This window comes from Pseudobacillus sp. FSL P4-0506 (assembly GCF_038003025.1).
Classification (GTDB): domain Bacteria; phylum Bacillota; class Bacilli; order Bacillales; family Domibacillaceae; genus Pseudobacillus.
On record NZ_JBBOOI010000001.1, the window covers coordinates 2770072 to 2792835 of the forward strand.

Annotated in this window: 18 protein-coding genes and 1 pseudogene; 14 read left to right on the forward strand and 5 right to left on the reverse strand. The window is 39.4% G+C overall.

Going from position 1 to position 22764, the window contains the following annotated elements:
* Nucleotides 1-14 precede the first annotated feature (14 nt).
* The 3 genes from MKZ02_RS13965 to nagA are packed head-to-tail and all read right to left on the reverse strand — an operon-like array spanning nt 15 to nt 2663.
* The gene (locus tag MKZ02_RS13965; protein WP_340854093.1) at nt 15-752 is read right to left on the reverse strand and encodes an SIS domain-containing protein; all 738 of its coding nucleotides are present in this window, start codon (nt 750-752) and stop codon (nt 15-17) included.
* Nucleotides 753-765: 13 nt separating this feature from the next.
* Nucleotides 766-1488 carry a GntR family transcriptional regulator gene (locus MKZ02_RS13970; RefSeq protein WP_120031326.1) on the reverse strand — a complete coding sequence of 241 codons (723 nt, stop codon included), beginning with the start codon at nt 1486-1488 and terminating at the stop codon, nt 766-768.
* Nucleotides 1485-2663, reverse strand: a complete 1179-nt coding sequence (nagA, locus tag MKZ02_RS13975; RefSeq protein ID WP_340854094.1) for an N-acetylglucosamine-6-phosphate deacetylase — start codon at nt 2661-2663, stop codon at nt 1485-1487. Before nagA ends, MKZ02_RS13970 begins: the two co-directional genes overlap by 4 nt.
* A 204-nt stretch (nt 2664-2867) precedes the next feature.
* Between nagA and nagE the strand changes: the two genes are divergently transcribed.
* The 9 genes and pseudogenes from nagE to MKZ02_RS14020 all read left to right on the forward strand — a co-directional run bounded on the left by nagE (nt 2868) and on the right by MKZ02_RS14020 (nt 13151).
* A complete protein-coding gene (nagE, locus tag MKZ02_RS13980) occupies nt 2868-4754 on the forward strand; it encodes an N-acetylglucosamine-specific PTS transporter subunit IIBC (protein WP_340854095.1) in 1887 nt (628 codons plus the stop codon).
* A gap of 156 nt (nt 4755-4910) precedes the next feature.
* Nucleotides 4911-6253, forward strand: a pseudogene (locus MKZ02_RS13985) (MATE family efflux transporter).
* Nucleotides 6254-6399: 146 nt separating this feature from the next.
* Nucleotides 6400-6717 carry a DUF3870 domain-containing protein gene (locus MKZ02_RS13990; RefSeq protein WP_120031318.1) on the forward strand — a complete coding sequence of 106 codons (318 nt, stop codon included), beginning with the start codon at nt 6400-6402 and terminating at the stop codon, nt 6715-6717.
* Between the two features lie 95 nt (nt 6718-6812).
* Complete coding sequence (locus MKZ02_RS13995) at nt 6813-7976, forward strand: DUF819 family protein (RefSeq protein WP_340854096.1); 1164 nt, start codon at nt 6813-6815, stop codon at nt 7974-7976.
* Nucleotides 7977-7991: 15 nt separating this feature from the next.
* The gene (locus MKZ02_RS14000) at nt 7992-9074 is read left to right on the forward strand and encodes a dipeptide epimerase (RefSeq protein WP_340854097.1); all 1083 of its coding nucleotides are present in this window, start codon (nt 7992-7994) and stop codon (nt 9072-9074) included.
* Nucleotides 9075-9103: 29 nt separating this feature from the next.
* The gene (locus tag MKZ02_RS14005; protein ID WP_340854098.1) at nt 9104-10105 is read left to right on the forward strand and encodes a C40 family peptidase; all 1002 of its coding nucleotides are present in this window, start codon (nt 9104-9106) and stop codon (nt 10103-10105) included.
* 551 nt (nt 10106-10656) lie between these two features.
* On the forward strand, nt 10657-11250 hold the full coding sequence (locus MKZ02_RS14010; protein WP_340854099.1) for a TetR/AcrR family transcriptional regulator: 594 nt from the start codon (nt 10657-10659) through the stop codon (nt 11248-11250).
* Between the two features lie 79 nt (nt 11251-11329).
* Complete coding sequence (locus MKZ02_RS14015; protein WP_340854101.1) at nt 11330-12004, forward strand: YqeB family protein; 675 nt, start codon at nt 11330-11332, stop codon at nt 12002-12004.
* Entirely contained in the window at nt 11982-13151 is a 1170-nt protein-coding gene (locus tag MKZ02_RS14020) for a DUF418 domain-containing protein (protein WP_340854102.1), read from the forward strand. Before MKZ02_RS14015 ends, MKZ02_RS14020 begins: the two co-directional genes overlap by 23 nt.
* Before the next feature lie 341 nt (nt 13152-13492).
* Here MKZ02_RS14020 and MKZ02_RS14025 read toward each other — a convergent pair whose 3' ends face one another.
* The gene (locus MKZ02_RS14025) at nt 13493-14065 is read right to left on the reverse strand and encodes a recombinase family protein (protein WP_340854103.1); all 573 of its coding nucleotides are present in this window, start codon (nt 14063-14065) and stop codon (nt 13493-13495) included.
* 147 nt (nt 14066-14212) lie between these two features.
* Here MKZ02_RS14025 and MKZ02_RS14030 point away from each other — a divergent pair, with 147 nt between their 5' ends.
* From MKZ02_RS14030 to MKZ02_RS14040, 3 genes are all read left to right on the forward strand, one after another.
* The gene (locus MKZ02_RS14030; RefSeq protein WP_340854104.1) at nt 14213-17179 is read left to right on the forward strand and encodes a Tn3 family transposase; all 2967 of its coding nucleotides are present in this window, start codon (nt 14213-14215) and stop codon (nt 17177-17179) included.
* Nucleotides 17180-17535: 356 nt separating this feature from the next.
* On the forward strand, nt 17536-18297 hold the full coding sequence (locus tag MKZ02_RS14035) for a class I SAM-dependent methyltransferase (protein ID WP_340854105.1): 762 nt from the start codon (nt 17536-17538) through the stop codon (nt 18295-18297).
* Nucleotides 18298-18490: 193 nt separating this feature from the next.
* The gene (locus MKZ02_RS14040; protein ID WP_340854106.1) at nt 18491-19015 is read left to right on the forward strand and encodes a hypothetical protein; all 525 of its coding nucleotides are present in this window, start codon (nt 18491-18493) and stop codon (nt 19013-19015) included.
* Between the two features lie 44 nt (nt 19016-19059).
* Here the strand turns inward: MKZ02_RS14040 and pdxR are convergent, their stop codons facing one another.
* The gene (gene pdxR / locus MKZ02_RS14045; RefSeq protein WP_340854108.1) at nt 19060-20463 is read right to left on the reverse strand and encodes a MocR-like pyridoxine biosynthesis transcription factor PdxR; all 1404 of its coding nucleotides are present in this window, start codon (nt 20461-20463) and stop codon (nt 19060-19062) included.
* A gap of 116 nt (nt 20464-20579) precedes the next feature.
* On the opposite strand from pdxR, the gene MKZ02_RS14050 reads away from it, so the two are divergent.
* On the forward strand, nt 20580-21536 hold the full coding sequence (locus MKZ02_RS14050) for a proline dehydrogenase family protein (RefSeq protein ID WP_340856403.1): 957 nt from the start codon (nt 20580-20582) through the stop codon (nt 21534-21536).
* A gap of 25 nt (nt 21537-21561) precedes the next feature.
* Complete coding sequence (locus MKZ02_RS14055; RefSeq protein ID WP_340856404.1) at nt 21562-22458, forward strand: DMT family transporter; 897 nt, start codon at nt 21562-21564, stop codon at nt 22456-22458.
* The last annotated feature ends 306 nt before the right edge of the window (nt 22459-22764 follow it).

The following is a 22764-nucleotide window of genomic DNA, read 5'->3' on the forward strand; positions in this document are numbered from 1 at the left end:
CAGAACAGCCTGATTTAATTTTCGAATAGTTTTATAACCGGTGAATAGCGTTGAATTAAAGAGTGGTTATGCTCTTTTGAGTCTCCGGCATTGCTGCTTTTAAAAATAGGTGGCTTATAGTTATTGTCAGCAAGTATAGAAATAACTTCAGCCATAATCCCATTTAATAATGCGGCTCCCATGACAGTTGAAACAGGGGCAAACTCTGCATCGGCATGCGGATGCGCAAGAATCGCATCTCCATAAGGAGCACCATTATCAATGACCAGGTCGGCCACCTCAAACAACTTGATGCCTTCTTTATGCCTGGAAGACGCCTGCTCAGAGTAAGCAAGCGATGTCAGTGCCAGTGTTTCAGCTCCTTTTTTCTTAGCATAAAGCAGTGCATCAATTGGAACGGGGTTGATGCCCGACGTAGACACAGCAATGAAAACATCGCCTTGCTGGATCGGAATATCCTTCATAAATGAGAAGGCGAAGTTCTGCTCCTGTTCTAACGAAGAAGAACGGACGGCATCCTTATGAAGCATTAACTCTTCGATAAAAATTGGATTGATGCAAGCAAGTCCGCCGGCCCGATAGAAGAGTTCTTCAGCAAGCATATGTGAATGACCACAGCCGAACACATGAATGATCCCGCCATTTTTTATAGAGGAGGCAATCGTGTGAGCAGCTTGCTGAGCACTGTCTGCTTGTTTTTGGGCAGTCTCCTGTAACAAATGCGCTACTTTTTCCATATAAGCAAGAAACATTGCACTCATCCTCTTATCGTTTAATTTCAATCATAAATTTATACCGGTCTGCCCGATAAGATGATTGTACATATTCTAATGGACGGCCGTCTTCCAGAAAAGTGTGCCGAGCCATCAGCATAACAGGCACATCTTTTGAAACCTGCAAATATTCCCGCTCTTTTTCACCAGGAGAAATCGCTTCTATCGATTGAAGGGCATGACCGATCTTTAAGTTCAACTTTCCCTCCACATATTCGTACAAAGAGCTGATGACAATCTCTTCATTCAGATCCTTAACGAGATCTGTGGAAACAAACAGTGTCTCTAAAGCCATCGGCACATCATCTGCCAAGCGAAGACGGGTAACCTCGTATATAGGCGCGCCTTCTTTAATTTGCAAACGGCCAGCAATTTTCTTTGGGGCCGGCGCTATTTGAAATGTAAGCAATCGGCTTCCTGGCGTAAGGCCGCGCTTTTTCATATCCTCTGTGAAGCTTGTCAGGCCAGAGAGATGCTGCTCCATTTTATTCTCAGCGACAAATGTGCCACGCCCTTTCTCTCTGTATAGAAGACCTGCTATGACAAGATTCGTAATAGCTTGTCGGACAGTCATGCGGCTAATGCCGAATTCTTCCGCATAGATTCTCTCAGAAGGAAGAGCCTCTCCCGGTTTTAGCTCGCCACGTTCGATCTGCTGGCGGATCATCGTTTCAATTTGAAAATAAATAGGCAAGGGGGACTGCTTATTAATCATAAAAAATCCTCCTGTAAAAAAGCCGTTTCACCGCGGCAAATGGTCCACTGGATATCTAAATCTTTATTATATACGACTAGATCCGCATCTTTCCCCAAAGCAATACTGCCCTTACGATCAAATATTCCAATTTGGCGGGCGGGATTTTCGGCTGTCATTTTTATAATATCGCGGATCGAGCAGCCAGTATAGCTCATCATATTCTTGATCGCCTGATTCATCGTTAGCGTACTTCCCGCTAGCGTACCATCGGCTAAAGTAGCTTTTCCTCCCTCGACAGCGACAGGCTGGCCGCCAAGCTCATATTGCCCGTCTTTCAGCCCCTTTGCCCGCATAGCATCGGTAATCAGCACAGTTTTGTCAGCGGTTTTCTGGCGAAAAGCAAGCCGGACCATTTCGGGATGAATATGAATGCCATCGACGATCATTTCTATAAACAAGCTATCGATGAGCAAAGCCCCGCCAGCTGTTCCAGGCTCTCTATGATGCATGCCTCGCATGCCATTATATAAATGGGTAACGTGCTTAACACCAGCACACTCAGCTTCAAGCAGCTGTTCATATGTCGCATCTGTATGTCCGGCAGATACGGTGATGCCGGAATGTACAAGGGATTGAACAAAGCTGATAGCACCAGGTTCCTCCGGAGCCATTGTTACCAGCCGAATCCGGCCGTTTGCCATCTGTTGCCATTGATCAAACAAGGAGGCGTCAGGAAGCATAATCGCTTCTTTTGGCTGGGCGCCGGGATGTTTTTTTGAAATAAAAGGCCCTTCCAGGTGAATGCCAACCATCTCTGAATAGCCTGGACGGTCAGGTCGAAATGTTCCTGCATTTTGTATGGCCTTTTGAATAGCATCCTGTGATTGGGTCATGGTTGTTGCCAAAAAGGAGGTGGTGCCTTCCTTTGGCAATTCTGACGATATCGTTTGCAAGCATTGTTCCGTGGCATCCATCGCGTCGGCTCCTCCAGCTCCATGAATATGAATATCGACCGCCCCTGGAATGATCAGGCTATCTTTTGGAAGCTGAATGACTGGCATTTCTGGGGATTGTTCGCCATCATTGCAGCGGCCAAATGAAGCAATTTTTCCGTTAGTTACACGGATAAAGCCATCAGAGATAGTCTCGTTCTCTGCAAAAATTGTCGCCCCCGTTAAAATATAATCGCTCATGTACGTCATCCTTTTCTATAAAGAAGTTCATTATTAATGTACCTGTTCACCATAATTTTGTCTAAATTGGTCATAAAGAATGAAAAAAAGCACATTCTAATATCATGATAAACCGCAAAATTGGTATAGACAACTATAAATGTTTTGTGATACAGTTTTCCCAACAAAAGCGTTTTCATTCATTTTAAAAGGAGATATGAATATATGCTGAATTTTTTACAAAAACTAGGCAAATCGTTAATGCTGCCGATCGCTGTTATGCCAGCCGCAGCATTAATGCTGCGGCTTGGCCAAGATGACTTACTAGGAATTCCATTCGTCGCTGCCGCTGGTGATGCAGTATTTGCTAACTTAGCCATTTTGTTCGCGATCGGCATTGCGATTGGCCTTTCGAAAGACGGAAGCGGGGCCGCTGCGCTAGCTGGGGCTGTTGGTTATTTCGTCTTGTCGAATGGGACAGAGGCTATTAATAAAGACATTAATATGGATGTGCTTGGCGGAATTATTTCAGGGATTACGGCCGGGCTTTTATATAACCGATTTTCCGGTATAAAGCTCCCAGAGTGGCTCGGTTTCTTTGGAGGCAAGCGCTTTGTGCCTATCGTTACTTCTTTTGCGATGATCATTCTTGCCGGTATTTTCGGTGTGATTTGGCCCCCAATTCAGGAAGGCATTAATAATGTAGGAGAATGGATTACAGGCGCTGGTGCTCTTGGAGCCGGTATTTTTGGTTTCTTAAATCGCCTGCTATTGCCAGTAGGGCTTCACCATGTCTTAAATAGTCTTGTTTGGTTTGTGTTTGGTGAGTTCAATGGGGCAAATGGAGACTTAAAGCGCTTCTTTGCCGGTGATCCGACAGCGGGTGCCTTTATGACTGGATTTTTCCCTATTATGATGTTCGGGCTTCCTGCAGCAGCGGCGGCGATGATTGCTGCTGCTAAGAAAGAAAAGCGAAAAGCAGTAGCCGGCATGCTCGGCGGCTTAGCTTTAACTTCCTTCTTAACTGGTATTACAGAACCGATTGAATTTCTATTTATGTTTCTCTCGCCGCTTCTGTATGTCGTCCATGCTTTATTAACTGGTTTGTCCATGGCAATCAGTGTGATGCTCGGCATTCATCATGGCTTCGGTTTTTCCGCGGGAGCAATTGACTACTTTTTAAACTTTGGTATCGCTCAAAAACCGCTTTTCCTTATACCAATAGGGATTGTATATGCTGTTTTGTATTTTGTTATTTTTTACACATTAATTAAAAAGCTCGATATTGAAACACCAGGAAGAGAAAAAGAAACCGCTGATTCAGAAAAAGAAGGACTAGCTGTTCAAGGTGACGGAACAACTGGACACATGGCGGCTGCTTTCATCGAAAATCTAGGCGGAAAGGACAACATCACGTCTCTTGATCATTGTGCTACTCGTCTTCGCCTGACAGTAGCCGATAGCGAAAAAGTGAAAGATCAAGCTTTAAAAGCAAATGGAGCTCGTGGTGTAATGAAGCTTGGAAAAACAGGCGTGCAAGTCATCGTCGGTACAAATGTGCAATTTGTATATGAAGATATGAAAAATATCATGTCCGGACAACAACCTTCTGCTCCTTCAACGGAAAATACAATGACTTCAGTGAACCATCCTGGATCACTGACCGATTTTTCTTTGCCGATTGCCGGCCGTGTAATGCCGCTTTCAGAAGTGCCTGATGAAGTATTTTCTAATAAATTAATGGGGGATGGATTTGCGATAGAGCCAACAGGAGACGTAGTGGAAGCTCCGTTTAACGGAGAAATTGTTACTATTTTCCCTACCAAGCATGCCATTGGTCTTCGTTCAGACGAAGGGCATGAAGTATTGATCCACGTCGGCCTTGATACAGTTCATTTAAAAGGAGAGGGGTTTGAAGCGCTTAAAAAAGATGGGGATCGAATCCGACGAGGGGAACCTCTCTTGAAAGTCGATTTAGATTATATTCATGAACATGCTCCTTCAGCTGTAACGCCGGTTATTTTTACTAACCTCGAAGAAGGACAGGCGATTGAACTGAATAAAACAGGGGAGATGCGCACAGGCACCTCGGACCTCATTAAAATTGTATAATACAGATAGGCCCAAATAATCATTAGTCATCATACGACACCGTCTAAACCAGACGGTGTTTTTTCAGCTGCCAAACATCTTGCTTTCTCTTTTGGAAGCATTTTCAGCACATCTTCCATTGTTTTTCGTTATGATAGAACAAAAAGGAGTACAAGAATGAAACAGCATGATTTCACGACAGGGAACATCTGTAGGCAGCTGCTTACCTTTTCTCTGCCAATTTTGCTGACCAACCTTTTACAGGTGTCTTATCAATTCATTGATAGCTTGTGGGTAGGAAATTTACTCGGTGCGAATGCACTAGGGGCAGTAGCTGTTTCCAGCACCGTCATCTTTACAGTGTTATCTTTTATCATTGGCATTAACAATGCCACCTTGACCATTCTGTCGCAGTTAAAAGGCAAAGATGACACTGAGCATTTAAAAAGATACGTAAATGCTTTTATCGTCCTTTTAACTTTTTTGTCATTAGCCTAGGTATAGCTGGCTTTTTTTTGGCAGAAGATATTTTACGATTGCTGGATACGCCATCCGCCATGGTTCCTGAAGCGGTCAGTTACTTACAAATAAACTTTATTGGCATTCTTTTTTTATTCGGTTACAACTTTATTGGCACGGTTTTTCGGGCGCTCGGAAACAGCAAGACGCCTATCCGCTTTGTTTCCATGGCGGTTATATTAAACGCTGTTCTTGATCCATTATTTATCCGTGTATTAGACATGGGCATTGACGGTGCCGCCTATGCCACCATTTTCGCTCAAGGTGCCGCTTTTTTGTATGGTCTAGTAGTTAGCATTCGGTTTAAATTGATTCCGTTCACCATTCCTTCGATCCCTGCCAAAAAAGAAGTAACTCTGATCTTAAAACAGGGGATTCCAGCTGGGTTGCAAATGACGGTTATTTCTGCAGGGATGGCCGCTATTATGAGTGTGGTTGCTTCATTTGGTGGATATGCCGTTGCTGGTTTCGGTGCTGCTCAGCGATTGGACAGCCTGTTAATCTTACCGGCCCAGGCTCTCAGTACAGCAGTCAACAGTATGGCTGGTCAAAATATCGCCGTCCAGCAGTGGAAGCGGGTAAACCAAACTGCTCTCTATGCCGCTTTGTTAAATTTAGCTATTATGCTGTTGGCCGCTCTATTTATCTTCTTATTTGCTGATTGGAGCATCCGCCTGTTTATTACCGACAAGCAAGCGGTAGCGTTCGGAAGTGAATATGTAAAAATGGTGGCGTTTTTCTATCCTTTCCTCGGCTTGAATTTTGTATTAAATGGCATCGTGCGGGGAGCAGGGGCCATGTTTCAAGTGTTGGTATTGAACTTCATTTCTTTTTGGGTGTTGAGATATCCACTGACGGAATGGTTTGCAAACTGGATAGGAGAACGCGGCATTGCTTTTGGCATGGGGACAAGCTTTATCATTAGCAGCCTTTTTGCCTTCGCCTATTTTCACTTTGGAAAATGGAAAGAAAAAAAGCTGTTTACAAAAGAAGGAGCCTAACTATTGTCTTTGAAACAAAATATTTTTAATATTGCAAATAGCGGGCGGATATATTAAGATGAATGTACCATGCTTATTACGGCGAACATTTGCATGCAAAACATGTGGATGCCCCGCGTAATATCCGAATGGCAGGAGGATCACTCGTGTTTCATAAAGATACAATCTATGTAATTGGAGATAGTAAAACGGCTTCTAACAATCCGATTATGCAGCAGTTTAATTCCTATTTTATCGGACTCGTCATCGATCGGAGCAATCATAAAATATTAGAAGCTGAGTGCTCTTCAACCATTTCATTAACATCTAAATTTGTTCAATCCATTTTTAGCGGGCGATCCATGATGGAATTCGAGGATATTATTGCCGATATTGAATCCCGTTATTTTGGCGCATCACAGAAGGCTTTAATTGTGGCATTTAAGAATGCCCATATTAAATATAACCAAATTATTAGCAATTAGCTGCTTCAATTGTTTACGCATTTGAAATCCAGCTGTTAAAGGGGCTACTCTCCTTTGGCAGCTGGATTTTTTATTTTTTAAAGGAGGAATTATAGATGATTCAAGATGGTGTTATGTTTGTTTGTTTTTTGCTGGCATTTACGGCTGTCATTGCCATTGCAGAAAAAACGATTGGTGGGAAGTTCTTTAAGTATGTGCCCGGCATTGTTCTCATTTATATTGGAGCTGCTTTAATGAAAACTTTTGGTTTCTTCTCTGCTAGTGAGTCCGTTGAAACCGCTTACGGGACCGTGCGCGGTTTGCTGTTGCCAGCGATGCTTATGCTCATGCTGCTTCACTGTGATTTAAGAAAAATTATCCGCCTAGGACCAAAAATGCTGCTGACATTTTTCGCTGCATCGCTCAGTATTATCGCTGGATTTACCATCACTTATGTGCTTCTTCAAGGATTTTATGCCGAAGGAACATGGAAGGCATTTTCTGCACTCAGTGCGAGCTGGACAGGCGGATCAGCCAATATGGTCATTCTTCAAGGAATTTTAGATGTTCCGGAAAATATTTTTGGGTACGCCCTGATCATGGATACCGTCAATTATTCCGTTTGGGTTATGTTCTTATTCTGGCTTGTGCCGTTTGCCTTAAAGTTCAACAAGTGGACGAAAGCGGACACTTCTTATATTGATGAAATTACAGCCCAGCTGGAAGCGGAAGATAACGGCGACAAACAGCCGATCGGCTTTGTAGAGTTAATTGGCTTTCTGGCACTCGCCTTATTCGTCTCCGCAGCTGCAACGAAAATAGGAGACAGCCTTCCTGAACTCGGGGCTGCTGTCAATGCAACTACGTGGACAATCATTATCGCCTCTGCTGTTGGCCTTATATTGGCAATGACGAAGGTAGGCAAACTGCCGGGCTCTATGGAAATTTCGAAAGTAATGCTCTACATTGTCATCGGGTTGATTGCCTCCCATGCCGACTTTTCGCAATTGTTCCAGGCGCCAGTTTACATTATCTCCGGTTTCATGATTATGTTCTTCCATGGTGTAATTATGGTTATTCTGGCGAAAGTCTTTAAGTTAGATCTATTTACAATGGGAGTCGCTTCACTTGCCAACATTGGCGGTGTCGCTTCGGCACCAATCTTAGCCGGTTCCTTTAACAGGACACTGATCCCGGTAGGTATTTTAATGGCCGTGCTCGGTAGTTTGCTTGGCACATATTATGGAATTTTCACTTCTTATATTTTATCTGCACTGTAAGGAAAGGATGTCATCATGTATATTAGCAAACTAGCTGTTTCTGTAGAAAAACTTTCATTGGTCAAACCTTTTAAGACAGCTTTACGCACAGCAACAGAAATTGACAATATCTTTGTCACAATTCAATTGGAAAATGGCCTGACAGGAGTAGGAGCGGCTGCGCCAACAGTTGCTATTACGGGAGACTCAACAGAAGGAATCTCAAGTGTCATTGAACAGATAATCGCTCCTCAGTTGATTGGCCAGAGAATCACCTGCCTTAATAGGCTTTCAAAAATCATTCAGCAATCATGTGCCGGGAATACGAGTGCAAAGGCAGCTGTTGAAATCGCTGTATATGATGCAGCTTGCCGTTACTGGAATATTCCTCTATACGAACTGCTCGGCGGCGAGACGAATCAGCTGCACAATGATATGACCGTCAGCATTGCCGGTGAAGCTGAGATGGTCAATGATGCGTTGAGAATTATCAAAGATGGCTTTTCCATTTTAAAAATTAAAGCGGGAAAAGACTGGGAGCAGGATGTGGAAAGAATCAGTGCCATCCGCCAGGCGGTCGGCAGTAAAATCGCTATCCGTGTGGACGCGAACCAGGGATGGTCGGTCAGCGAGGCGATCCGAACTATCAGAGAACTTGAAGATCGACAACTTAATATTGAACTGGTCGAACAACCGGTAAAAGCCTACAACATTGCCGGTCTAAAAGAAATAAAAAATAACGTTCGCACATCTATCATGGCAGATGAAAGCCTCTTTTCACCGGTTGATGCTATGAAACTATTATCCGAGCAAGCAGTGGACTATTTAAATATTAAATTAATGAAAACAGGGGGGATTCGTCGGGCAGTACAAATCGCTGATATGGCGGAAGCAGCAGAAGTAGAATGCATGATTGGCAGCATGATGGAATCAATCGTCAGTGTTTCAGCCGCCATCCATCTGGCCGTAGCCCACCCGAATATAACAAAAGTTGACCTGGATGCACCGCTCTGGATCAAGCAAGAGAACTTCGAAGGCATTTCTTACGAGAAAGATCTGATCAAGCTCGGAAATGCTCCAGGACTGGGGATAAAAAGGAAAGAAAACCTTTCCTTTTAAATAAATAAAAGAAAGGATGAACATTCATTATGTTAAAAAAGTGGTATGCCATTGTGTTAGCTCTTGGAACATTATTGCTTTTGTCAATCAATTCAGCAGAAGCAAAAGGGAAAGAGACAGATACTTATTATGTTGATGTATCAGCGGCGACTTTGTGGACGGCTCCAAACCTTTTACGAGAGGTGGACAAGCCTTCCTCCGCTAATCCGGTTGATCTAAGAAAATGGACCACCAGCATGACTTACGAAGAAAAACTCGGCCTTGTCGGGAAACTAGAAACACAAGCCTTATACGGATCAAAAGTAACGGTACTTGAGCAAAAAGGGGAATGGGTTAAAGTGGTCGTTCATAATCAACCAACACCAAGAAATGAACAAGGCTACCCGGGCTGGATGCCGAAAGCCCAGCTTGTAAAAGGGAAAAGCTTTGAAAACAAATTGAATCGACCGTTTGCACTTGTCACGTCTCCAACAGCTTGGCTGTATGAAAACAAAAAGGGCAATCATGCGTTTATGGAGATCAGCTTTAACACTCGCCTTCCAGTTATAAAAGAATTCAAACATGAAGTGCTCGTTGCGACACCTGGCGATGGTGCCAAATGGCTAAAAAAGAGCGATGTGGCCATTTACAAAAACGAGATGGATATCCCAGCTCCGACTGGACAGGATATTGTCAATACCGGCAAAAAGTTTCTCGGCCTTCCCTATCTGTGGGCAGGCATGTCCGGTTTTGGCTTTGACTGCTCGGGGTTCACCTACACGCTTTATCATGCAAATGGAATAGTGATCCCGCGGGATTCTTCTGTACAGGCCACACATGGAATACCTGTTGAAAGAGAAAATCTACAGGCCGGAGACCTTTTGTTTTTCGCCTATGATCAAGGAAAAGGCAAAGTTCACCACGTCGCTGTCTATATTGGAGATGGCAAGATGATTCACTCTCCTAACAGCTCGACTCATGTGCGCATTGATCCGATTGAAACATCTGGCTATGGCGAAGAGTATGCGGGGGCCCGCCGATATATTCAGTAATCCAATCATCCACCCGGGATATGCAGTCCCGGGTGGGTGATTTTGTGTTTCCTAAAAAGGGCCCGCGTAGAGAAGGGCAGGCAAAATAGGCTAACAATCTATCGTTACTTTTTCTTTTGCCTCTGTTAAAGATGGATGTTGATATAATCCACAGAAGAACAGTTATCAGGGGAAACGATCAAGGTGAGTAAATCGTTTAGCAACTTGTTAAAGGGGTAGCGTCAGGAAAATGCGGATTTACAACGATAAGGAATTTCCCATATTAAAAAGCCCTATTGTTGAATAATTCATTCATTATTTATGATGAAGTTCTCCGTGATGTATCAAAATGAGGTTTCACATGCCAAATGTCTTGCTTTGCTCCTTTAATTACCATTCTTCAGCACAATTCCCTTACATATTCCTTTTTTAGGTTCTCATTTCAACACTTCATATCACCTAGTATTCATAATACATTTGACAAAATATAAATTTTTCACTAAACTTTGATTGAATGACCAAACACTTTTTTGATTGAACCACCAATATGAATAAATTAGGAGTTGAAAAGCATGACTGATTCTTTTATTGCAGGGGCTAGAAGAGAGCAAATTATTCTTGCATGTATTGATACATTAGAAGAGGTTGGATATAACAGCTTAAGTTTAACGAAGGTGGCGAAAAAGGCTAGGATTAGCGCAGGGCTGATTTCTTATCACTTTAATGACAAGCTTGATCTAATGAATCATACATTACTGTTTCTATTAGCAAAGCAGCATGATTTTATTAGTAGACAGGTTCTGTTAACCCAGTCTGCAACGCAACAACTAGAGGCTTTTATTAAGGCATATTTGGCTTATCAAGAGACCCATTTTAAACATAATATTGCTTTAATTGAGATTGTCTTTAATGCCCGAAATGAAGAGGGCATGGCATATTACAGAATGGAAGAAGAAGAGGAAGAAGACGCACTTAGAACGATGGTTTTGAATATTCTCAATGAAGGCCTACAAAACGGTGAGTTTACTCAATCCTTTCAAACAGAAATACTAGCATCATTTATTATCGGGGCGATAGAGGAAAGAATGCTGAAGGCAAATTCATCAATACCTACTGAGAATTACTCAGTAGAGCTCATAAAAATGGTGAAGAAACTCATTGTTTAAATATGCCATTATCTTCTTTTCTTTATCACAGTAAGTTTGAAATCAAAAACAAACTCCAACTAGAAAGGATTAACTACACATGAAAAATGTATCTATCATTGGATTAGGTTTTTTAGAAAAACTACTTGTTATAGTAAGCCCGATTCTTTTAGGAATAATCGGATGGTTTTTACCCAGATTGGTAGAAATGATAAAAAAGATCCCTCTTTTTGCTGATTCGAAATTTATAGAGCTATTAAATTTATTTGTTCCTTTCTGGCTTTCAGTTATTTTTATGTTAATTGGTGTTATTGTGGGAATTCTATTTTCTTTAACAATATATAGTGAAGCTTTAAAGATGAGAATTACTTTGGAAAGCATTTATATTAAGAAGGACTCCCTAGAAAAGCAAATTTCAAAGTCGAATGTAAAAGCCGTTTTTGTAGACAAGCGTCAAGTGGTGGTCATCGATCAAGCAGATCAAGAATTGTTACGTGAAACATCTGATATTAACCCCAGCAAAATTAAAGATACTTTCTTAATGCACGGTTTCCCATGGGTGGAACAAGATCCTTATAAACAGGAATATAGCCTATGGAAATTAGAGGATGAGCGATTTAGTTCAAATGTAAATACTATGTTATATGAAAGGCGAAATGCAATTCGGGAAGGAAATACTAAAAAAGCGAAGCATTTACGAAAAGATTTGAATGAGCTAGGTGTATTTGTCAAAGACCAAGGAGAAGATCAGTATGTCCGTTCTATTAACCAATAGCACAACAGAAAGAAAAAAACGTGCCATTTCATTAGATTTAGCCAGAGGTGCTATGTTACTGCTCATTGTACTCGCACATGCCCCCCTATATTTATACAACTCTGAACCTGGAATCATGCAAAGGGCGGAAAGTATAAACTCTTTTGATCAAGTCGTGAATCTTTTTGGCATGTTCTTTATTGACAATCGGGCAAGACCGATGTTTGCGATATTATTAGGCTATGGTTTAGTACTGTCATTTAATAGTCAAATCTCTAAAGGGAAAAGTGAAAAAGATGCCATAAAAACGATACGACGACGTTCCTGGTATTTGATTTTATTTGGGATCATGTTGGCAGTCTTCATTGGCGGTCAAGATATTTTAATGGCATATGGTTTAGCTGGGCTTCTTGTTAGCTGGCAATTAAAACGCGAGATTAATGCTCTAATACGAACCTTTACAATTGTAACTTTAGTCTATTGTCTCTTTACTCCAATTTTATGGGGCTTCAACATGCAAGAAATCGGAAGTTATGGTTTTGCTCCAGAGGTTTCAGCCATAGACACATACCTAAGCACAACGTTTTCAACCCTGTTTTCTTTTCCTATCATTCCGATTATGATTCATATTATGTTCCCCATCATTCCTTCCGTTTTAGTTGGAATGTGGATTGCTAGATATCAGCTATTAACAAAACCTGAACAACATGTAAGAATACTTTATTTCATAACCCTTATTGGATTGTCTGTCTCCTTACTAGGAACGTTGCCTTTATCCTTTTTAGGGAGCGTATGGCACCCTAATTTTTTTATAGCAGGATTAATAGCCGGACTTCACATGTTAACAGGAATCGCCGGAGGATTAGCTTATGCGGCGATTTTTGGAATAATCGGGGCCAAGGTAAAAAAGCCAGGGTACAGTAGCTATTCTTTAATGGCATTAGGGAAACGTTCTTTAACATTCTATGTTTGGAATGAGGCAATGCTTGTGTTATTCCTATCACCAGTAGCACTTGATTTAGGAGGACATTTGAGCAACGGAATTGCTGCTATGATGGCAGTGGGGATTTGGGCCCTTTCTGTTGTTTTGGCAACTTTATTAGAAAGAAACAATCTAAATGGTCCATTGGAAATATTATTGAGGCGATTGGTGTATAAAAATAAATAAACCAAAAGAAACCAAGGGATTTTTGGAGTACCTTGGTTGTTTTTTGGTTTTAAAACCTTTCATAAAAAATCAAAAAACCTCATTTACTTTGTGTAATATAAGCGATTTGACAGAATTCTTGTACAATTTCTTGATCAGGCGCTATATCATTCACTAACATTTTCAATAAAGTTGATTAATCTTCACCATTTTTTCATACCATACTAATCGTGGTATACTACTAGTCCTGAACACTGAAGGGACCTTGTGTTCCCTTCTACAATAAGAACTTTTATAAAATGAATATCGCATTCATTTATCTTATTCAATAATCTGGCCTTTAATGGAATAAGGAACCATTATTATTTCCCTTCCGACAGCTTTCTATATAATGATGCCCTAGACACATTTGTAATTTCACAAATTTGATTTACAGTCATACCTCCTTCTTTATATAGCTTTACTGCATAATTCATACCTGCGTGATTTGTATGATATTTTTTTAACCGGCCTTTAAACTTACCTTCTTTCTTAGCCAGATCAATCCCTTCACGTTGACGCATACGAATAAGATCTCGCTCTAATTGATTAACACCAGCCATTATCGTAATTAAGAATTGGCTGTATGGATTATCCTCTGATAAATCTAGCCATGAATCCTTGATTGATTTTAAGCTTGCCTTTTTACTTCGTATTATATCAATCAATTCAAATAAATCTTGTGTACTGCGAGTGATTCGAGTTAAGTCTGTAACATAAATAATGTCACCTTTCTGTAAAACCTCTAACATTTTTTTGAGTTGTTCGCGATCCTTTGTTGCTCCAGAAACTTTTTCTTCAAAAATAATATCCATTCCGATTTCGTTTAGCTGCTGAAATTGCCTTGAAGGATTCTGGCTAGTTGAACTGACACGTATATAACCGATTTTTCGCAAAATATCACCTCATTTTCGAGACAAGTCTTATGAGACGCTCTTAACTATGATTTTATCAGTCTCCTACACTTGTATCAATAGAGTACACTCTATTGATATATAATTGAACTAATTAACTGAATAATTATGGAAATGGGATGATACTGAATGAAAATTGCGAGAGGTAGAGAATTGCTTACACTGGAACAGAGGCAGGATTTTATGCAAATCCCTGAAGATGAATGGATATTGGGGACCTACTTCACTTTTTCCAAACGGGATTTAGAAATAGTTAATAAGCGAAGGAGAGAAGAAAACCGTTTAGGGTTTGCTGTTCAATTAGCTGTTCTTCGGTATCCCGGTTGGCCATACACTCATATCAAAAGCATCCCGGAATCAGTCATACATTATATATCGAAACAAATCGGTGCCACTCCATCTTCGATTAGTCTTTATCCTCAAAGAGAAAATACACTTTGGGATCATTTGAAAGAACTTCGAAGTGAATACGACTTTGTAACTTTTACTCTAAGAGAATATCGAATAGCATTTAAGCATCTTCATCAATTAGCTTTTGAAAATGGCGATGCCATACATCTACTACATGAATGTATAGATTTTCTAAGAAAAAACAAAATCATACTGCCTGCTATTACTACACTTGAAAGAATGGTGTGGGAGGCAAGGGCAATGGCTGAAAAGAAACTGTTTAATACTGTTAGTCAATCTCTTACAAATGAACAAAAAGGAAAGCTTGAAGAGATCATTACTTCGCAGCATCCATCCGAATCCAATAAAACGATATTGGGTTGGTTAAAGGAACCGCCGGGTCATCCTTCACCCGAAACATTTCTAAAAGTAATAGAACGACTCGAATACATACGAGGAATGGAATTAGAAACGGTACAAATTAGTCATTTGCATCGCAATCGCCTGTTTCAACTATCTCGCTTAGGCTCAAGATATGAGCCATATGCATTCCGTGACTTTCAAGAAAATAAGCGATATTCGATATTAACCGTCTATTTATTACATCTTACTCAAGAGTTAACGGATAAAGCTTTTGAAATTCATGATAGACAAATACTTAGTCTGTTATCAAAAGGCCGTAAGGCTCAAGAGGAAATTCAGAAACAAAACGGTAAAAAGCTGAATGAGAAAGTTATACACTTTACGAACATCGGACAAGCTTTAATCAAAGCAAAAAAGGAAAAATTAGACGTTTTTGAGGTTTTAGAATCCGTTATCGAATGGAATTCTTTTGTCTCTTCGGTCGAAGAAGCTCAGGAGCTTGCACGTCCTGCCGACTATGACTATTTAGACTTACTGCAAAAACGATTTTATTCTCTTAGAAAATATACGCCAACCCTATTAAGGGTATTGGAATTTCATTCCACAAAGGCGAATGAGCCACTTTTACAAGCTGTAGAGATTATACGAGGAATGAACGAATCTGGGAAGCGAAAAGTACCTGATAACTCACCTTTGGATTTTATTTCAAAACGGTGGAAAAAGCATTTATACGAGGATGATGGTACAACAATCAATCGGCATTACTATGAAATGGCTGTTTTAACAGAACTTCGGGAGCATATTCGGGCTGGTGATGTTTCTATTGTGGGCAGTAGACAATATAGAGATTTTGAGGAATATTTGTTTTCCGAAGATACATGGAATCAAACGAAGGAGAATACAAGATTATCGGTTAGTTTATCATTCAAGGATTATATTACAGAGAGAACTAGCAGCCTTAATGGGAGGTTACAGTGGTTAGCTGCTAATTCCAACAAGTTAGATGGAGTTTCTCTTGAAAAAGGAAAGCTGTCACTTGCACGATTAGAAAAAGATGTTCCAGAAGAAGCAAAGAAATTTAGTGCAAGCCTGTATCAGATGCTACCAAGAATAAAATTAACTGATTTACTCATGGATGTGGCTCATATAACAGGATTTCATGAGCAATTCACTCATGCTTCCAATAATCGAAAACCAGATAAGGAAGAAACAATCATTATCATGGCTGCTCTTTTAGGAATGGGAATGAATATTGGCTTGAGCAAGATGGCCGAAGCCACACCTGGACTTACATATAAGCAATTAGCCAATGTATCTCAATGGCGCATGTATGAAGATGCAATGAATAAAGCCCAAGCCATTTTAGTAAACTTCCATCATAAATTACAGTTGTCCTCCTATTGGGGTGACGGTACAACATCCTCGTCAGATGGTATGAGAATGCAGCTAGGTGTTTCATCACTGCATGCAGATGCAAACCCTCATTACGGGACTGGAAAAGGAGCAACTATCTATCGTTTTACTAGTGATCAATTTTCTTCTTACTACACAAAGATTATTCATACAAATTCAAGAGATGCGATTCATGTTTTAGATGGATTGTTGCACCATGAGACGGATCTAAATATAGAAGAGCATTATACAGACACATCTGGTTACACAGACCAAATATTCGGGCTGACTCATTTATTAGGATTTAAATTTGCTCCTAGAATAAGAGATTTATCAGACTCAAAATTATTTACAATAGATAAAGCAAGTGAATATCCAAAATTAGAAGCCATTTTACGTGGACAAATAAATACAAAGGTCATTAAAGAAAATTATGAGGATGTTTTGCGATTAGCTCATTCTATAAGAGAAGGAACAGTTTCAGCATCCCTTATTATGGGAAAACTAGGTTCCTATTCAAGACAAAACAGCTTGGCTACGGCCTTACGTGAGATGGGCCGAATAGAAAAAACGATCTTTATTTTGAATTATATATCGGATGAATCATTAAGAAGAAAAATACAAAGAGGATTGAATAAAGGCGAAGCCATGAATGGATTAGCAAGAGCTATTTTCTTTGGAAAGCAAGGTGAGCTTAGGGAACGAACCATACAGCATCAATTGCAAAGGGCCAGTGCTCTAAACATAATCATCAATGCCATCAGTATTTGGAATACTTTACATCTAACAAAAGCAGTTGAATATCAAAAACGGTCTGGTCGTTTTAATGAAGAATTATTGCACCATATGTCGCCTCTAGGTTGGGAACATATTAATTTACTAGGGGAATATCATTTTAATTTGGAGAAAGTGGTCTCGTTAGATTCTTTAAGACCATTGAAACTTTCTTAACGTTGTAAAAAATGGGGGAATCGTCCCGAAAATGTGCTTAGCGTTGTAAATCCGCATTTTCCTGACGGTACCCCTTAAAGTATATAATTCCTCGGAGAGCTATAGCTATTTTATTCACCAAAAACGATTTAGTCTATTAAAAAGACTACTCTGATTTTAGGTGTGAGTTTTGGCTCTATCAAATCATACAAAATAGTTGTTGTTAACAGCGTTATTTTTAGTCCCATTAACATGCCATTTTCGGAACCCTTTAGAGAGAATGAATTGGATAAATATGTTATGATGGGAAAGTTATGATAAAGAAATATGCTTAAACTAATAGGTAGGATGATTAAAAAAGAAAAGGGGAAAGGCATATGCTGGGTTATTATAATAAACTTTCTTCAGAAGTATATGATATAGACAAATATATCGGTCTTTCATTTGGTGATGTCGAATTTTATAGCGATAGATTAGCGTCTTGCAAGGACAACATTCTTGAACCAGGAGTTGGAACCGGCCGTATTCTTATTCCACTTTTACAAAAAGGCTTGAAGGTCGATGGCTTCGATGTTTCAGAAGAAATGTTAAAAATATGCCGTAACAACTGCGAACAAAGAGGACTGAAACCAAAATTATTTGAAGGAAAAATGGAGTCAGTTTCATTAGACATAAAATATGAAGCTATTATCGTGCCAACTGGCACATTCCTATTGTTACATAGAAGAGAGGACTCGATTAAAGCCTTAAAAAATTTCTATCACCATCTCTCCAATGGAGGCAGGCTAATTTTAGATGTTTTTTTACAAACGGATATATCTATTGGCAAGGTATCAACAAGAACTTGGGAATCTAAGAATGGCGATATTATCACATTAGAAAATAAAGTGGTCGAAGTTGACTATATCAACCAATACACAATATCTCATAATCGCTATGAAAAATGGGGGGATGGGGAACGAATACAAACAGAATTGGAACGTTTTCCACTTCGTTGGTATGGAATTGAAGAATTCAAAATGATTCTTGAACAGATTGGATTTGAAGATATAACCATATCAGCAGACTATCAATACGGACAATATCCAACTACATCAAGTCAAATAATTACGTTTGAAGCTGTCGCTCATAAGGAATGACATTTTTTCTTATCCAATTATCCTCCTGTAGTGTAGCAAGCTAATCAAAAAAAGGTCGAACCCTTCGAATACGGGAATTCGACTTTTTTTAAGTTGACATTCGCTTAGCGTACAAAGTTTCCGAAATGTTAGCTGTACTCCATCATTATTTATCGAATATGTATAAGACAAACCCTTTTTGGAGGACAAAAAAGTGATAATCAAAGCAGAAATAATCAACCAGCCTTATTCAGGACAGTACAAAGAAAAAATTTATGACATAGCAAGTTCTTGGAATTCTCAAAATTGGACTTGGATAAAGTTTGAAGAAGAAAATTTTCATGAATGGTGTGGGGAGTTTAGAGATTCACCAAGGGCTGTTGCACTATCAAACAAGCATAACAAAATTCTGGTTCTCACTTCCGATTATTTATTTCAAGTTGACTGTTATAGCGGAGAAGTAACTGCATATGAATCCCAACCTCCATATCAATGTTTAACCGTGACACCATCAGGTGACTTCATAATTGCGGATTATTATGATATTGAAAAAATAGAGTCAACATTAAATGATAAAATTCTATTAAAAAGTCCAATTAAAATGGACACAGTTACATTTCATGGTTGGTCTAATAATAAATTATTGATTACATGCGATGAATTTCTCAACTTGGGTAATCGTGTGAAGTTAGAAATGGATGGAGACACATTTGAAATAACTGTAAAAGGCCTCAATTGAAGAATGGAGGAAACCCTATTGTTAGGATTTCCTTTCTTTTAAATTTAATAGTTATATATGGCTTCATGCAATCTAATTACGCCTTCATTTATTTCTTCATTTTTCAGATGGCCGTATCCTAAAATAATCCGATTTTGGTGTTTTCCTTTTTCAATTGTATGATCTTCTACTGGATATACTTTCACTCCAAATTGTTGGATGTGTTCAAGTAATTCTTTTGAGAAATGGAGCTCATTCCATTCAACAATTAGGTGTAAGCCTGTTGAATAACCGAAGATATTAACCTTATCCGAAAAGGTTATTTTTAAACAATGAATCAGGAAATCCCTCCGATTTTTATACATTTTTTTCATTTTTGTAATGTGTCGTTCCAAATAGCCTTCATCAATAAATCGAGCGAGAATAAGCTGATCTACAGAAGGAGTGTGTAGGTCGGAAAACCATTTTAGTTTCCGACATTTTTCAATCAGATGCGAAGGGAGAACTAAATATCCCATTCTAAGAGCAGGAGATAAGATTTTACTGAATGAACCAATATATAACACGCGTTCCGGTTCCAACCCCTGCAACGAACTTACGGGAGGGCCTTCATATCGAAACTCGCTATCATAATCATCTTCAACAAGATAACAGTTTGTCTTTCTCGAGTAATTAATCAATTGGATCCGTCGTTGAATCGGCAATGTTCCTCCTAAAGGGAACTGGTGGGAAGGAGTAATAAAGACAAACTTTGGATTTTGATTGATTGGTAGCAAGGATGTCTTCATTCCATATTCATCAACAGATACGGGATAAAGAAGAGCCCCTGAATCTTTAAAGATCGTTTGAATATCATTAGTGATGGGATCCTCCATTATTACTGTATCATTCGGTGTTAAAAGTAGTTTAGAAACAAGTGTGAGAGCTTGAGTGGCACCAGAAGTAATAACAATCTGATCTGGATGACAGTGAACTCCTCTCGTTTTAAGTAAATACCGTGATAAAACCTGCCTTAATTCTGGTCGTCCTTCAGGGATATCGTATCCAAACGAAGAAGGTGAGGTGTCATTCCACGTGGCATGAGATAACTTTGCCCATGTCTTACGGGGGAATAGATCTAATGAAGGTATACCCGACCGAAAATTAATAACGGAATCCTCTTTTCTGTTTTCTTCCCTCTCATCTGAAGAATGAAATACAGGCACCTTTTTATGTTGTTCTAAAAAAGCTCCTGCAGCAACAAAGGTGCCTGCTCCCCTCCGTGAAACTAAAAAACCTTCAGCCAGCAGTTGATCGTAAGCTTCCAAAATCACATTTCTGGAAACTTTTAATTCAGATGATAGTTCGCGTGTGGATGGCAGTTTTTCTCCTGAATGTAGATGCCCATTTAAAATTTGCTCCCGTATTTGTTGATACACTTGTCTAATCAAAGGTATATCTAAGGATCGGTCAATCGGTATCCAAAGCATATGTACATTTTCTCCTTTAATAAAAGTGGTACCATTAAAAATTGTGTTTAGTGGTACTAATACAAACCATTTTACCATGATAAAGTGGATGCAAATAGAAAAGGAGATGGACAATGATGACTAATCCAGAAATCGAAGTTATTCAAGCTCTTAAATCAATTGCACGTAATGAACAAATGAAATCTTATATTCAGCAATCATCCGAACTCTATCCGTTATTGTTAAAAGCTGCTAAACGGTTTGTCACAGGCGAAAATAGCCAAGAAGGAATCGAAGTAGCAAAAAAACTAATTTCAACAGGTTATTTTATTTCACTGGAATACATAGGAGAAAACATAACTGATTTAGAGGAGTGTCAAAAAGCAAAAAATGAGTTTCTAAACCTTATAGAAGAGATGGGCTCTCTATCTATGAAGGAAACTGTTTCGCTTGATTTGTCACATATCGGGTTATCTGTGGATCCTGATACAGCTTATAGCCATTTGCTTGAGATAGCAAAGGAAGCAAATCTGCATGGGATTTCACTGATGATCAGCATGGAAGAATCTGCAAAAACAAATCACATTCTTGATATTTATAGAAAAACAGCTGAACAGTGCCCGAATGTAGGGATAACTATACAGGCGCACTTATACCGATCGGACAATGATATTCAGAAACTCATTGATTATCCTGGGAAGATACGCGTTGTCAAAGGAGCTTATCAAGAATCTGCCGATATTGCCATATCTAGATCGAAAGAATTAAATGATCGCTATCTTAAACTTATAGAGCAACTAATAGAAGCCAACCACTCGGTATCCATAGCCACACATGATGAGATTCTTATCCGCGAAATGGAATATCGTCAATACCTTAATCGTCCAGACGTAGAAATAGAAATGCTCTATGGCATACGTTCAGATTTGTTAAGTGATTTAAAAAGCAAAGGTTATAACTGTAAAGTGTACTTACCTTATGGAAAAGAGTGGTACTTATATTTATGTCATCGAATAGCTGAATACCCGGAAAATTTATATCGCGCAGTAACGGATATCATCCATTCATTAGAGAGAAGTACTCATATTGAATGACCATTTAATCCCAAGCTTGAAAATTATGTTGGCCATGATTATTGTAGGCAGTTCAGTTGTAGCAGGTAAGCTGATGGTTCAAAGTTTCCCCGTGTTCTTGGCTTCTGAACTTAGGTTTCTTATTGCAACCATTATTATGGTTCCATTACTGATTAAGATGGAAGGGATCCCGACTATTAATAAGAGCGATTTTTTCATCCTATTTTTACAAGCATTATCTGGTGTATTTTTATTTAATATTCTGATGTTATATGGCCTGAAACTAACTACGGCCATGGAAGGCGGCATTATTACAAGCACTATTCCAGCAGTTACCGGGGGCCTTGCTGCTCTTTTTCTTAAAGAGAAACTAACCAAAAATGTTAGCATAGGCATTTTGCTGGCAGTTTTGGGAACATTGATAATCAATGTTTTCACCTCTTTTTCATCCATTGAGCGTAGTTCCTCTCCCATATTGGGGAATTTACTCATTTTTGGTGCCGTTATTGGTGAAGCTTTGTTTATTATATTTGGGAAATTTGTGGCACAGCGAGTTAGTCCGCTTGCTATTTCAACGATTGTTAGTTTGTTTGGGGCTGTTTTATTTCTACCGTTTTCTCTTTATGAGAGCTCTCAATTTAAATTTAAAGAAGTGTCCATGGCGGAGTGGGGATTAGTGTTTTATTTTGGTGTAGTTGTGACTGTTATTGCTTTTATTCTTATGTACCAGGGTGTTTCAAAAGTTCCGGCAAGTACAGTTGGAGTGTTGACAGGTGTTTTACCAATTAGCAGTGTCATTCTTTCTGTGCTTTTCTTAGGTGAAAAACTCTCTTTTATCCATCTTATAGGGAGTGGATTCATATTAACAGCTATTTTGTTGATTGCTAAACACCCAGAGAAAAAAGTTATTCGTCTCGATCACATTAGAAAAGGAGACACTTGATGCTGCACGTGTCTTTCGCTTAACGCTCTCTAACAAGCTTCCTCCTATTAAATTAACTGATTCATCATTAAAATAGTAAACAATCGATCCGCGCTTCAACAAACTAATTGTCAAAAAGAGAGGAAAAAGTTGATTTTCGCTGCAGGCGGGCGCTTTCCGCTACAATCAACGGCAAAAAACATCATTCATTTTTAACCATGCTCAACTTTAAAGCCGATTTTCCTTGCGCTAAGGAAAATCGGCTTTTGGTCTCCCGAAATTGTCTTGACGTATACCTTCCGTATTTTTCTGGTAGAATGCCAAAAG

What these genes read in the sequence shown, in the direction of transcription:
- MKZ02_RS14030 (WP_340854104.1), top strand. Translation starts at nt 14,213, where the DNA reads ATGAAAATTGCGAGAGGTAGAGAATTGCTTACACTGGAACAGAGGCAG.
- MKZ02_RS14000 (WP_340854097.1), top strand. Translation starts at nt 7,992, where the DNA reads ATGTATATTAGCAAACTAGCTGTTTCTGTAGAAAAACTTTCATTGGTC.
- MKZ02_RS14010 (WP_340854099.1), top strand. Translation starts at nt 10,657, where the DNA reads ATGACTGATTCTTTTATTGCAGGGGCTAGAAGAGAGCAAATTATTCTT.
- MKZ02_RS13995 (WP_340854096.1), top strand. Translation starts at nt 6,813, where the DNA reads ATGATTCAAGATGGTGTTATGTTTGTTTGTTTTTTGCTGGCATTTACG.
- MKZ02_RS14035 (WP_340854105.1), top strand. Translation starts at nt 17,536, where the DNA reads ATGCTGGGTTATTATAATAAACTTTCTTCAGAAGTATATGATATAGAC.
- MKZ02_RS13965 (WP_340854093.1), bottom strand. Translation starts at nt 752, where the DNA reads ATGTTTCTTGCTTATATGGAAAAAGTAGCGCATTTGTTACAGGAGACT.
- MKZ02_RS14055 (WP_340856404.1), top strand. Translation starts at nt 21,562, where the DNA reads ATGTTGGCCATGATTATTGTAGGCAGTTCAGTTGTAGCAGGTAAGCTG.
- MKZ02_RS13970 (WP_120031326.1), bottom strand. Translation starts at nt 1,488, where the DNA reads ATGATTAATAAGCAGTCCCCCTTGCCTATTTATTTTCAAATTGAAACG.
- nagE (WP_340854095.1), top strand. Translation starts at nt 2,868, where the DNA reads ATGCTGAATTTTTTACAAAAACTAGGCAAATCGTTAATGCTGCCGATC.
- MKZ02_RS14005 (WP_340854098.1), top strand. Translation starts at nt 9,104, where the DNA reads ATGTTAAAAAAGTGGTATGCCATTGTGTTAGCTCTTGGAACATTATTG.
- MKZ02_RS14050 (WP_340856403.1), top strand. Translation starts at nt 20,580, where the DNA reads ATGACTAATCCAGAAATCGAAGTTATTCAAGCTCTTAAATCAATTGCA.
- MKZ02_RS14020 (WP_340854102.1), top strand. Translation starts at nt 11,982, where the DNA reads ATGTCCGTTCTATTAACCAATAGCACAACAGAAAGAAAAAAACGTGCC.
- nagA (WP_340854094.1), bottom strand. Translation starts at nt 2,663, where the DNA reads ATGAGCGATTATATTTTAACGGGGGCGACAATTTTTGCAGAGAACGAG.
- pdxR (WP_340854108.1), bottom strand. Translation starts at nt 20,463, where the DNA reads ATGCTTTGGATACCGATTGACCGATCCTTAGATATACCTTTGATTAGA.
- MKZ02_RS14015 (WP_340854101.1), top strand. Translation starts at nt 11,330, where the DNA reads ATGAAAAATGTATCTATCATTGGATTAGGTTTTTTAGAAAAACTACTT.